Below are 13,742 nucleotides of genomic sequence, written 5' to 3'. Positions count from 1 at the left end.
TATGAACAGTTGTTGCAAAAATGAAAGGTGCAGATTATGTCATTTAACAAATTAGAAAGCTACAGCAATAAAGAAGTGATTCGAGAAGAAGTCGCTATTTTGACAGACTTGCTTGCCGATATTACTCGGAATCTTCTCAGCCCTGAGACCTTTGAAAAAATCTCCCTCATGGAGGAGCTGGCGGTTAACTCCAAATATCATGAGTTAAAAGCGATTGTAGAAAAATTGACGACGGATGAAATGGTTTATATTTCTCGTTATTTCTCTATTTTGCCGCTTTTGATTAATATCTCAGAAGACGTGGATTTAGCTTATGAAATCAACCATCAGAACAATATCGATCAGGATTATCTTGGAAAGCTATCAACAACCATTGACCTGATTTCAACGCGGGAAAATGCTCAGGAGATTCTGGAAAATCTGAATGTTGTGCCAGTACTGACAGCTCACCCGACCCAGGTCCAGCGCAAGACTATTCTGGACTTAACCAATCATATTCATAGTTTACTGCGTCAGCATCGTGATGTTAAAGCAGGACTAGTCAATGAGAAGAAGTGGCTAGGAAATCTCCGCCGCTATATTGAGCTTATGATGCAGACAGATATGATCCGTGAGAAGAAGCTGAAAGTGACCAATGAGATTACCAATGTCATGGAGTACTACAACAGCTCTTTCCTACAAGCGATCACTAACTTTATGGTCGAATACAGACGCTTGGCGGAAGAGCGGGGCATCAAGTTGGATAATCCTAAGCCTATTACCATGGGAATGTGGATTGGCGGCGACCGGGATGGCAATCCTTTTGTAACAGCAGAAACCCTCAAACTATCAGCTACCCTCCAGAGTGAAGTCATTCTCAACTATTATATTGACAAGGTTTATACACTCTATCGCACCTTCTCGCTCTCGACCAACCTCTCAGAAACCAGTCAGGCAGTAGCAGAAATGGCGGCTCTGTCTACTGACAAGTCTGTTTATCGGGAAAATGAGCCTTACCGCCGAGCTTTCCACTATATCCAGTCCAAGCTGATTCAAACCTTGCTTTACCTTAAAGAAGGTAATTTCTCAAATGATGGTCAGCGATTGACTGACCGAGCTGAGGAAAAATTGTCTGCGAAAGCCAACCTTTCTGTCAACAATAAAGGAAGAGAAATCATCCCTAATTATATCCAGTCTCGTATCAGCGAGACCCTGACCGAGCTCAAGAAGGAGGAGACACCTTCTTACAAAACCGCTCAAGAATTCAAGGAAGACTTGCAGGTCATTTATGATTCTCTTATTGAACATCATGGTGAAGCCTTGGTAAGTGGGGATTTGACTGAACTTCTCCAAGCGGTTGATGTTTTCGGCTTCTTCTTGGCCAGCATTGATATGCGTCAGGATTCCAGCGTTCATGAGGCCTGTGTGGCTGAGCTCTTGGCTTCGGCTAATATTGTTCAGGATTATAGTAGCCTGTCGGAAGAAGAAAAATGCCAGGTCCTCCTCAAACAGCTGCTAGAAGATCCTCGTATCCTATCAGCTACTCATGAGCCTAAGTCCGAGCTTCTGCAAAAGGAACTGGAAATTTTCAAAACCGCCCGTCAGCTAAAAGATGCCATTGGAGAGGAAGTGATTAAGCAGAATATTATCTCTCACTCGACCAGTGTATCAGATCTACTTGAGTTGGCTATTATGCTTAAAGAAGTAGGGCTGATTGATGAAAATGGTGCTCGTGTCCAGATTGTTCCGCTCTTTGAAACCATTGAGGATTTGGACAATTCCTGTGATACCATGGAGAAATACCTGTCTCTGCCGATTGCACAGAAGTGGATTGCCTCTAAGGATAATTACCAGGAAATTATGCTGGGCTATTCAGACAGTAATAAGGACGGTGGTTACCTATCTTCTTGCTGGACCCTCTACAAGGCTCAGCAGCAGCTGACAGCCATCGGTGATAAGTTTGGCGTAAAAATTACCTTCTTCCATGGTCGGGGAGGTACAGTAGGACGTGGTGGTGGTCCAACTTATGAAGCCATCACATCTCAGCCACTCCGCAGTATCAATGACCGAATCCGTCTGACCGAGCAAGGGGAAGTTATTGGAAATAAATATGGAAACAAAGACGCAGCCTACTATAACTTGGAAATGCTGGTATCTGCCGCCATTAACCGCATGGTAACTCATAAGAAGAGCGATAGCCATACGTCTGATAAATATGAGCGAATCATGGACCAAGTAGTCAATCGCAGTTATCAGATTTACCGTGATTTGGTCTTTGGCGACGAGCGTTTTTACGATTATTTCTTCGAATCGAGTCCGATCAAGGCTATCTCTAGCTTTAATATCGGTTCTCGTCCAGCAGCCCGTAAAACCATCACTGAAATCGGTGGTCTCAGAGCTATTCCATGGGTCTTCTCATGGTCTCAAAGTCGGGTTATGTTCCCAGGCTGGTATGGTGTTGGGTCAAGTTTCAAGGAATTCATTGATGAAGACCCAGAAAATAACTTAGACTTTCTGCAATTTATGTATAAGAGATGGCCTTTCTTCAAGTCACTCTTGTCAAATGTAGACATGGTTCTGTCTAAGTCAAATATGAATATCGCTTTTGAGTATGCGCAGCTTTGTGAAGATCAGAATGTGCGAGATATTTTCAATATTATCTTGGATGAGTGGCAGCTAACTAAGGATGTCATTCTAGAGATTGAAGGGCACGATGAGCTCCTTGCAGAAAATACCTATCTGAGGGATAGCTTGCACTATCGTATGCCTTACTTTAATGTTTTGAACTATATCCAGCTAGAACTAATCAAGCGTCAGCGCAACGGTCAGCTTACACCAGATCAAGAAAAGCTGATTCACATAACCATCAACGGTATAGCGACTGGTCTGCGAAACTCTGGCTAATACAAAGAGAAAATCGGAATTTTTCCGGTTTTTTCTATTTTTGTAACCAAAGGGCTACTTAATTCGTTATACTAGTGAAGGAGGGGGTGAGCTTATCAAACTAGATGAATATGAAACAATCTTGATAGGCTTTGCTCGCGAGATTGTATCCTATCTGCAGAAGTCAGGGGCTTCTAAAGTGGAAGCAGAAGATGTAGTTCAGGACGTTTTTGTCAAGATGTTGGAAACAGAAGTTATTATTCCGGCGGAAAAGATGCGAGCTTGGATGTATCGGGTTTCCATCCGGCGCTATATCGACAGATATAGGAGAGATAAGCATTATTTGGAGATTTTGCGAAAAGAATTTTTTGGAAAAGATCTTGTCAATCCCTTTGAAAATGAAGATTATGAGCTGCTAAGAAGTATGATAGAAGATCTGTCACTCAAGGAAGCCACGCTTTTAGAACTCTATTATTTTCAAGATTTCACGGTCAAGGAGATTGCCCAAATCATGTCTTACTCAGTGAGCAAGGTCAAGATTCAGCTGATGCGCAGTCGTGTTAAACTCCGAAAGGAGCTGGAAAAGAAAGGATATCGAAATGGAAACATTTGAAAATGTTGCAAAGAAAAGCAGAAGAAAAAGACTCTGGAAGACAGTCGCTATTAGCTCCGTTGTATCTTTAGTTCTCTTAGGTCTTCTAGGAAAGGGGTTGGCAAAATTAGCCTCTGGTAACGGACGAGACTTGCAGAAACAGTACGAAGTTATGTCCGAAATCGCCTATCCTAATGTTGACTATGACAGTCTATACTATAATCCGACCTCTTATCTTTCGGGAACATTACGTTCTGATCGTTTTAAAGACCTTGATGGAGTGATGGTGGATTATCCAGCCTATGAGGGGAACTATTCACTAACAGGTTCTTATAAAAATCCGACGTCAGAGGCGACTTATTCCTCTACCTCAGGGACCTATACGCGAGAGCTTCGGCAGAAATATCCGGTCTTTTACAATGTCAATGCCAAACAGACGAAGTCTTCAGATCCAGCACCTCATGAACTTGTATCTGTCAAAGAAATGCCGAATCAATTGGTAGAAATAGCTCTGACTTTTGATAAACCTTACACTTATAAGGAAATCCAGCAGATGATACCGAGTAACCTCAAGATTAACTGGTACTGGATTGGCAGTCAGTCAGAAGATGGTGAAAATGGTATGGCATTGCGCACCGATCCTCAGACGACTTACGGAGCTAATAGTACGCTGCTTAATCCCTATCCGTCGGACGGCAAAAAAGAGAGCGAAGAGGCTAAGCAAGAGCAACAGACTTTCTTAGACTATTTGAAAAAGGCCGATAAAAACCTTTTCCCAACTGTCAACAAGTACAATATGTACAATGATGTTGAGGCCTATCTCAAGAAATTTGGTCAGCTAGATATTCGTGAAGCAGAAAATCGGGATCAATTGACCTTTTCTGGTATTATTCTGACTGGGAAAGCTGAGAATTTCAGCCAATTAGAAGGGAAAGAATGGAATTATGCTTCCAGTATTGGTGCTTCCGTTTCCAATCAGCCTTACTATCAGTTAGACAAGGAATAATTCACAAAAAAATGCTAAAAGACTTGCATTTTCATTTAAATTTGATAAAATAGTAAGGAAAGTTAGACTGTATTGCCTACTGTCTATCTATAAAATATATTTTATTGGAGGCTTTTACTCAAATGGCAAAAGAAAAATACGATCGTAGTAAACCACACGTTAACATTGGTACTATCGGACACGTTGACCACGGTAAAACTACTTTGACAGCAGCTATCACAACTGTATTGGCACGTCGCTTGCCTTCAGCAGTTAACCAACCTAAAGACTATGCGTCTATCGATGCTGCTCCAGAAGAACGCGAACGCGGAATCACTATCAACACTGCGCACGTTGAGTATGAAACTGCTAAGCGTCACTACGCTCACATCGACGCTCCAGGACACGCGGACTACGTTAAAAACATGATCACTGGTGCCGCTCAAATGGACGGAGCGATCCTCGTAGTAGCTTCAACTGACGGACCAATGCCACAAACTCGTGAGCACATCTTGCTTTCACGTCAGGTTGGTGTTAAGCACTTGATCGTCTTCATGAACAAAGTTGACTTGGTTGATGATGAAGAATTGCTTGAATTGGTTGAAATGGAAATCCGTGACCTCTTGTCAGAATACGACTTCCCAGGTGACGATCTTCCAGTTATCCAAGGTTCAGCTCTTAAAGCTCTTGAAGGTGACTCTAAATATGAAGACATCATCATGGAATTGATGGATACTGTTGATGAGTACATCCCAGAACCAGAACGCGATACTGACAAGCCATTGCTTCTTCCAGTCGAAGACGTATTCTCAATCACTGGTCGTGGTACAGTTGCTTCAGGACGTATCGACCGTGGTATCGTTAAAGTCAACGACGAAATCGAAATCGTTGGTATCAAAGAAGAAATCCAAAAAGCAGTTGTTACTGGTGTTGAAATGTTCCGTAAACAGCTTGACGAAGGTCTTGCAGGGGACAACGTAGGTGTGCTTCTCCGTGGTATCCAACGTGATGAAATCGAACGTGGACAAGTTATCGCTAAACCAGGTTCAATCAACCCACACACTAAATTCAAGGGTGAAGTTTATATCCTTACTAAAGAAGAAGGCGGACGTCACACTCCATTCTTCAACAACTACCGTCCACAGTTCTACTTCCGTACAACTGACGTTACAGGTTCAATCGAACTTCCAGCAGGTACTGAAATGGTAATGCCTGGTGATAACGTAACAATCGACGTTGAGTTGATCCACCCAATCGCCGTTGAACAAGGTACTACTTTCTCTATCCGTGAAGGTGGACGTACCGTTGGTTCAGGTATGGTTACAGAAATCGAAGCTTAATTCGATTCCGTTCCCAGATAACAATTAAAGTCAGACACTAAACCCCGTGAAAACGGGGTTTTTGTATGCTTTCTGTATTTAAGGAGATAGTTTTTTAGTCCGAGTAGGATAGTTGTAGGTTGTACTGGCGTAGATATAGCGAACTAGTATAAGATAAAATAAACGACTATGTTTGAAAGTAATCTAAAAAAATCTACAATGGATAGGCTAATTTAAAAACAAAGTGACTTTCGTATTATTCTTGTACAGGTAATGAAGGATTCTTTGCTTCTGGTTATACAAACACACTAGAAAGTGGTATAATAGAATGGATTGTAAAATCTTGAATTGAGGGAAATCATGAAACATGTCTTCATCATCGGGAGTCGGGGACTTCCTGCCAAATATGGAGGATTTGAAACTTTTGTCGAGAAATTGACGGAGCATCAAATATCTTCTCAAATCCAGTATCATGTGGCCTGCTTATCAGATGATGAAGCTTTTCATCATTTTGACTACAAGGGAGTAGACTGCTTTACAGTCAAGCCACCCAAGCTTGGTCCGGCCCGCGTAATTGCCTATGATATGATGGCTGTCTCCTATGCCCTCAAGTTTGCTAAAAAAGAGCAGATTGAACAGCCAATTTTTTACATTCTTGGAAATACGATTGGTGCTTTTATCTTTCCCTTTGCTCGTCGTATCCATCAGGCAGGCGGTAAATTCTTTATTAATCCTGACGGGTTGGAGTGGAAGCGGGCCAAGTGGTCTAAGCCAGTTCAAGCCTATCTCAAATATTCTGAGAAGGTTATGACCAAGCACGCAGACTTGGTTATCGCGGACAATCAAGGCATCGAAAGCTATATTCAAAAAGCTTATCCTTGGTCTAAAACGACCTGTATCGCTTATGGAACTGACCTTTATCTGTCCAATCTGACAGAAAACGAAGGTAAGGTCAGGGTATTCTTTGAAAAGTGGGCCAGTAAGGAAAAAGACTATTACCTCATTGTCGGACGCTTCGTTCCGGAAAACAACTATGAAACCATCATTCAAGAATTTATGAAATCCAAAACCAGACGTGACTTGCTGATCATCTGCAATCATGAGGGCAATCCCTATTTTGAAGAGCTCAAGCAGAAAACAGGCTTTGACCGTGATTCTCGCATTAAGTTTGTCGGTACGGTCTACGATCAGAATCTGCTCAAATATATCCGTAATCATGCTTTTGCATACATACATGGGCATGAGGTTGGTGGGACCAATCCGGGACTCTTGGAAGCTCTGGCTCAGACAGATGCCAATCTGGTATTGGATGTGGACTTCAATCGGAAGGTAGCAAAAGAAACGGCTCTCTACTGGGAAAAAGAAAAAGGCCAGCTGGCCCAGCTGATTGACCGAGTAGATGCGCAAACAGATTTTACGGAGCTAGGCCAAGCCGCCAAAGAAAATATGAAAGAAAACTACACCTGGGAAAAAATTGTGGGTGAATACGAGGATTTATTTTTATCATGAAAGTGACCATTCTTCTGTCCGCCTATAATGGGGAACAGTTTCTGGCCGAGCAGATTAAGAGTATCCAAGAGCAGACATATAGGGACTGGCAGCTGCTGATTCGTGATGATGGCTCTACAGATGGGACGCGGGCTGTCATTGAAGATTTTTGTCGCAAGGATGACCGTATTTCCTTTATCAATCGGGAAAATCCACAAAATCTGGGTGTCATTCAGAGTTTTCATAGCTTGCTTCAATACCAAGATTCGGATTTCTATCTCTTTAGCGACCAAGATGACGTTTGGCTGCCAGACAAGATTGCCATGCAGTTGGCTGAGGCAGACAAATATGATAGCAGTCAGCCCTTGCTGGTTTATACTGACTTGAAAGTCGTAGATCAAGAGCTACAGGTTGTTCACGAAAGTATGATTCGCACTCAGTCAGATCACGCTAATACAGAACTAATCCAAGAGTTGACGGAGAATACGGTAACGGGCGGTGTTTCTATGATAAATCGCGCCTTGGCCCAACTTTGGACTGGGGAGGAAGAGCATGAACTGCTCATGCACGATTGGTATCTGGGCTTGCTGGCTGCGGCTTTTGGCAATCTAGTCTATATTGACAAGCCGGGTGAGCTCTATCGCCAGCATTCAAATAATGTGCTAGGAGCTCGAACGCTCAGAAAACGCGTAAAAAACTGGGTTCGTCCCCATGTTCTTTTTGCCAAATATTGGAAATTGATAAAAGACAGTCAGACTCAGGCTAGAAATTTGCTGGTCCTGCCGCTGACTGCTGAAAATAGAGAGTTAATTGAGAACTTTGTGACCATTATGGAGGCGCCTTTTAAGGAGCGCTGGCGCAGGATTCGCCAGTATGGCTACCGTAAAAACCGTGCTTTTCATACCCTTGTTTTTACGAGCCTCATTCTCACAAAGTTTGCTTATAAGGAGTAATATTCATGGATTTTTTTAGTAAAAAAAACAGGATTCTCTTACGAGAGATGATTAAAACTGATTTTAAATTACGTTATCAAGGAAGCTTTATTGGACATCTATGGTCAATTTTAAAACCGTTGTTGCTATTTTCGATTATGTATCTTGTTTTCGTTCGATTTTTGAGATTTGATGATGGAACACCACATTATGCAGTATCTCTCCTTTTAGGAATGGTAACTTGGAATTTCTTTACTGAGGCAACTAATATGGGGATGATGTCAATTGTCTCGCGAGGTGATTTATTACGAAAGCTAAATTTTTCAAAGTCAATTATTATCTTTTCATCTATTGCAGGCGCAGCAATTAATTATGCTATTAATTTATTGGTAGTTACTGTTTTTGCTCTGATTAATGGTGTCCCTTTGTCATTAGGTTGGCTAATTATCCTCCCTCTGTTTGTTGAGTTGGTTTTAGTTTCTACAGGATTTGCTTTTATTCTAGCAACTTTCTTTGTCAAATATCGTGACATTGGGCCAATTTGGGAAGTTGTATTGCAGGCTGGCTTATACGCAACGCCAATTATTTACTCGCTTACGTTCATTATTCAACGAGGGCAAGTAACTATTGCTAAAATCATGATGCTTAATCCCCTTGCTCAAATTATTCAGGATTTACGTCATTTTGTTGTTTTTTCAGGAAGTATGCGTGGCTGGGATTTGATTGGGAATCATTTTATTTCTATCATTCCCTATATTCTGCCAATTTTCATTTTCTGGTTTGGTTACTATATTTTTAATAAAAATGCTAAGAGATTTGCGGAGATTTTATAATGTCAAATAATATTGCAGTAAAAGTCGACCATGTAAGTAAATTCTTTCGATTGCCTACTGAGGCTACTCAGAGTTTAAGAACCAGTCTAGTCAATCGTTTTAAGGGAATCAAAGGCTACAAAGAACAGCATGTTTTGAAAGATATTTCCTTTGAGGTCGAAAAGGGTGACTTCTACGGGATTGTCGGGCGCAATGGCTCTGGTAAGTCTACCCTCCTTAAAATTATTTCTGAGATTTATATTCCGGAGAAGGGCAAGGTAACGATTGATGGTAAGTTGGTTTCCTTTATTGAGCTGGGTGTCGGATTCAATCCAGAACTAACTGGCCGCGAAAATGTCTATATGAATGGTGCCATGCTGGGATTCTCAACAGAAGAAGTAGACGACATGTACGATGATATCGTGGAGTTTGCTGAGCTGGGAGAGTTTATGAATCAAAAACTCAAGAACTATTCTAGCGGTATGCAGGTGCGTTTGGCCTTTTCTGTGGCCATCAAGGCTCAGGGTGATATTCTGATTTTGGACGAGGTCTTGGCTGTCGGGGACGAAGCCTTTCAGCGTAAGTGTAATGACTATTTCAAAGATCGCAAGGAGTCAGGTAAGACGACCATTCTGGTGACCCATGACATGGGAGCTGTTAAAAAATATTGTAATAAGGCTGTCTTGATTGAAAATGGCTTGGTCAAGGCTATCGGCAATCCAGATGATGTGGCCAACCAGTACAGTTTTGATAATGCTGTTATTCAACCAATTAAAGAGTCTCAGGAATCTGAAAAATTAGGAGAACAAAGGGTTTTGGTTGAAGATTTTGAAGTGAAGCTATTATCAAAAGCGCAAGTTACTCCAGAACAAGAACTTGAATTTGAGTTTACATTTAAACAATTAGAAGATATTGAATCTCATATTGCTATGTCTTTTGTAGATATTAATACCAATTATGGCTATTACAATGACAATTCGATGAATCTAAAAACGCAAGGTGTTGGGAAGAAAAAAGTAATATATAAATGCAAACTTCCCTATCTTAACCAAGCTCGGCTTAGATTAGAAGCAACTATTCGTGATTCAGAGAAACGGGTTCTAGATTTTGCATCGTCAGCAAAAGCACCGATTGTATTTATCGAAAGAAAAGATATTCCTGACAACGATAAATCTGCACTTGATTCTGCGACGGGTCTATTGGTTAGAAATGGTAATTGGCATGAATTAAATGAGTAAAGGTCTTTAAAGGTTGAGATATGGGCAAAAATATTTTATTTGTTTCACCAACAGGAACTTTGGATAACGGTGCTGAGAGATCTATTACAAATTTGATGGTTTATCTAGCACATTTAGATTACAATGTTTTTAATGTTTATCCTGAAAATGGACATCCTACACATAGAGCGTATCGAGATAAATTACAGGATGCAGGTGTTAAATTATTTCCACTTACGACTGTAAAATGGTGGTGGGAAGAAGCGCCAGGGAATCTTCTTTTGTCGAAAGAAGAAAGAGTTCTGTTTTACCATAAGAATATTCAAGATATAAGGGATATTATTTCAAAAAATAAAATTGAACTGGTTATTTCTAATACAGCGAATGTATTTCAAGGTGCTTTAGCGGCGGCTTGTGAATCTGTTCCACATTTTTGGCTTATTCACGAATTTCCCGAAAGAGAGTTTGCCTATTATGTAGAAAAGTTCGATTTTATGCTTGATAATTCAGATGAAGTTTTTGCTGTCCAAGGCAATTTGAAAAAGTCGCTGGAAAAATTTGGAAATCGAAATCATAAGTTGCAATCGTTTATTCCTTTTACAGAAATCTCTGATGAATCACTTGGTAAAGGAGAACAAATAAGAATAGTTTCTATTGGTTTAATTAATGAAAATAAAAATCAGATGGAATTACTGCAAGCCTATCTTAAGTTAGGGAGATTTGATATCCCTTTAATTTTTATAGGAGATTGGGAAGAAGATATTAAGCAGGAATGTGACGAATTTATAGAGAAACATTCATTGAATCAGGTAAGGTTTTTAGGATATCGGAATCTTCCATGGAAAGAAATCACATCTTCTGATATCTGTGTTTTCAATTCTAAATCAGAATCGTTCTCCTTGGTTTTCATTGAGGCAATTCTAAAAGGAGTTCCTACAATTGTTTCTGATAATTTAGGATATTCTACAGTTCGTAATATTTTTAATACAGGATTTGTATATCCTCTAGGCAATATAGATTCTCTTACAGAAACTTTAGAAAATGTGATTGAAAATTTCCGAAATTATAAATGTGCTGCATTGGAGACCAGTCAGGTAGCTAAGCAACTATACACCATTGAAAATTGTTATGAGGCCCTTTTAAGTAGAATTGAGAAATCTTTGTCTCCTGTAAAGAATAGCCTGCAAGCGATTGAATTGCTACTGGGAAATACTTTGCCAAACCATAGTGTATTTGAGATTAAGAAGCAATTTGTAACATTTTTTTACTCAAAATTAGGAGAAAATTTTTCAGAAGAAAACAGTTTGAGATTTCCATTGGAATATTCTGATGAAATTTACGTTGAACTTCCTTCGGATGTTATGAGGTTGAGGGTTGATTTATCTGAAATACCAAGCTATTATAAAAATGTAAAATTGCAAACCTATAAAGAACATGAGGAGATTCCCATTGATTTTACAAATGGAATAGCTTTATCAGATAGTTTACTTTTCGGGAAAAATGATCCTCAAATTCATTATAATTTAGAGAGTATTTCTGAAACGAAATTTACCTTTTTTTATGAGATGAAAGATATTTTTGAACCAATGAGGGAAGGATCACTTTTAACTGAATTATCAGAGCTTCAGTTAGACAATTTATCTTTGCAAGAAAGAATAATTCAATTAGAAGAGCAATACCAGGCATTAAACCAGCAATATCATGCTATAATCGAAAGCAGGCGTTGGCAGCTTTCGACTAAAATTATAAACTTCTTGAGGAGAAAGAAATGAAACGATTATTAATTTATGTTCATTTTAATAAATATGATCATATCAGCCGCCATGTTCATTATCAACTTGAGCATATGAGACCTTTGTTTGAAAAATTAATTTTTATTTCAAATAGTCAACTTAGTGAATCTGAAGTTGATAAACTTCGTGAAAAAGGGTTGATTGATGTCTTCCTTCAACGGGAAAATACTGGTTATGATTTTGGTGCTTGGCATGATGGAATGGAATTGGTTGGTTTTGAATCATTGAAAGAGTATGATTCGGTGACCGTCATGAATGATACCTGTTTTGGACCACTTTGGGATATGGAGCCAATTTATCAAAACTATGAATCAGATTCTGATATTGATTTTTGGGGAATGACGAATCATCAAGAAGTTAAGCAACGAAATTTGTTTATTAATGAGCATCTTCAATCTTATTTTATTTCGTTCAAGAAAAATCTAGTTCAATCAGAAATTTTTCAAATTTTTTGGGAATCTGTTGAAAATTATACAGATGTACAAAAAGTTATTGACAATTATGAAACACAATATACGAAAAAATTTACTGATGCGGGATTCCAATATCAAGCTATTTTAAATACTCTCCCACTAAAGGAAGATTTTTTCCATAGTAATTTTACTATTCATTATCCACATATTCTTTTGGAATATAAGGTCCCTTTTATTAAAATTAAAACTTTTGATTTAAGTCAGCATTTATCTCCATATTTACTGAAAGAGATTGAAGAGGTATCCGACTATCCAGTAGAATTTATCTTGTCTCATATGTCAGATGTCAGTCAACCAACACCGCCATATCTGATTGATAGAAAGGTCCTTCAAAATAAAAATGATGCATATTCAAACAAAAAGAAAGTAGCTGTACATCTCCATACATTTTATGTAGACTTATTAGAAGAATTTTTGGATGGATTCCAATATTTTAATTTTGATTATGACCTATTTTTAACAACTGATTCGGAAAATAAAAGATCAGAAATTGAAATTATTTTAGCAAAACGGCATCAAAAAGCGAATATTTATTTAACAGGAAATCGTGGACGAGACATTATTCCTATGTTGAAGCTAAAGGAAGAGCTATCGTCTTATGATTACATTGGACATTTCCATACCAAAAAGTCTCCAGAATATCCATATTGGGTTGGTGATTCCTGGAGAAATGAACTTTTTGATATGCTGATAAAACCTGCCAATTCGATTCTCACTAATTTAGAAAATAATGAACGATTGGGACTTGTGATTGCAGATATACCAACCTTTTTCCGCTATACAAAGATTGTGGATCCTTTAAATGAAAATAAATTTGCGGACGATATGAATATCCTTTGGGAAAGAATGAATATCGATCGAGCTATAGATTTTAATAGTTTGAACACTTTTATTATGAGTTATGGTACATTTATATGGTTCAAATATGATGCACTAAAGCCTCTGTTTGACATAGAACTTAAAGATGAGGATATTCCGGAAGAGCCACTACCGCAGCATACAATATTACACTCTATTGAGCGCATTTTGGTCTATCTAGCTTGGTCGCAGCGATTTGATTATGCTATTTCTCGAAATGAAATATATATCACTCCTTTTGTTGATAATAATGTTTTAAATATTCGTCCGGACACCTTACCAAATACCTATGTGAACTTTGATAATATAGGAGGTTTAAAAGGTGCGGCTAAATATATTTTCCTTGGTCCAGCAAGTGCCATAAAATATATTGTTAAGAGGATGATTAGAAAGATTAGGAATTAGATTAAA

General features: G+C 39.0%; 10 protein-coding genes. All 10 read left to right on the top strand.

Features of this window, described 5'->3' with window-relative positions:
- The first annotated feature begins 36 nt into the window (after positions 1-36).
- The 10 genes from ppc to K4I03_RS03260 all read left to right on the top strand — a co-directional run bounded on the left by ppc (position 37) and on the right by K4I03_RS03260 (position 13,736).
- On the top strand, positions 37-2,883 hold the full coding sequence (gene ppc / locus K4I03_RS03305) for a phosphoenolpyruvate carboxylase (protein WP_227963725.1): 2,847 nt from the start codon (positions 37-39) through the stop codon (positions 2,881-2,883).
- 121 nt (positions 2,884-3,004) lie between these two features.
- Positions 3,005-3,475 carry an RNA polymerase sigma factor gene (locus tag K4I03_RS03300; protein ID WP_061592588.1) on the top strand — a complete coding sequence of 157 codons (471 nt, stop codon included), beginning with the start codon at positions 3,005-3,007 and terminating at the stop codon, positions 3,473-3,475.
- Entirely contained in the window at positions 3,462-4,460 is a 999-nt protein-coding gene (locus K4I03_RS03295) for an anti sigma factor C-terminal domain-containing protein (RefSeq protein WP_061592589.1), read from the top strand. Before K4I03_RS03300 ends, K4I03_RS03295 begins: the two co-directional genes overlap by 14 nt.
- A gap of 122 nt (positions 4,461-4,582) precedes the next feature.
- Complete coding sequence (gene tuf / locus K4I03_RS03290) at positions 4,583-5,779, top strand: elongation factor Tu (RefSeq protein WP_002895003.1); 1,197 nt, start codon at positions 4,583-4,585, stop codon at positions 5,777-5,779.
- Positions 5,780-6,118: 339 nt separating this feature from the next.
- Positions 6,119-7,267 (top strand): beta 1-4 rhamnosyltransferase Cps2T, encoded by a 1,149-nt coding sequence (gene cps2T, locus K4I03_RS03285; protein WP_227963724.1) that lies wholly within the window; start codon positions 6,119-6,121, stop codon positions 7,265-7,267.
- Positions 7,264-8,199 carry a glycosyltransferase family 2 protein gene (locus K4I03_RS03280; RefSeq protein ID WP_227963723.1) on the top strand — a complete coding sequence of 312 codons (936 nt, stop codon included), beginning with the start codon at positions 7,264-7,266 and terminating at the stop codon, positions 8,197-8,199. Before cps2T ends, K4I03_RS03280 begins: the two co-directional genes overlap by 4 nt.
- A gap of 5 nt (positions 8,200-8,204) precedes the next feature.
- On the top strand, positions 8,205-9,011 hold the full coding sequence (locus K4I03_RS03275; RefSeq protein ID WP_125378134.1) for an ABC transporter permease: 807 nt from the start codon (positions 8,205-8,207) through the stop codon (positions 9,009-9,011).
- Positions 9,011-10,228 (top strand): ABC transporter ATP-binding protein, encoded by a 1,218-nt coding sequence (locus K4I03_RS03270; protein WP_227963722.1) that lies wholly within the window; start codon positions 9,011-9,013, stop codon positions 10,226-10,228. Before K4I03_RS03275 ends, K4I03_RS03270 begins: the two co-directional genes overlap by 1 nt.
- 20 nt (positions 10,229-10,248) lie before the next feature.
- Entirely contained in the window at positions 10,249-11,979 is a 1,731-nt protein-coding gene (locus tag K4I03_RS03265; protein ID WP_227963721.1) for a glycosyltransferase family 4 protein, read from the top strand.
- On the top strand, positions 11,976-13,736 hold the full coding sequence (locus tag K4I03_RS03260) for a rhamnan synthesis F family protein (RefSeq protein WP_227963720.1): 1,761 nt from the start codon (positions 11,976-11,978) through the stop codon (positions 13,734-13,736). The genes K4I03_RS03265 and K4I03_RS03260 overlap by 4 nt, the downstream gene beginning before the upstream one ends.
- The last annotated feature ends 6 nt before the right edge of the window (positions 13,737-13,742 follow it).

It is taken from the genome of Streptococcus sanguinis (assembly GCF_020729725.1).
GTDB lineage: Bacteria > Bacillota > Bacilli > Lactobacillales > Streptococcaceae > Streptococcus > Streptococcus sanguinis_V.
Note: the sequence above shows the minus strand (reverse complement) of the source record. Positions and strands in the feature narration are given on the sequence as shown.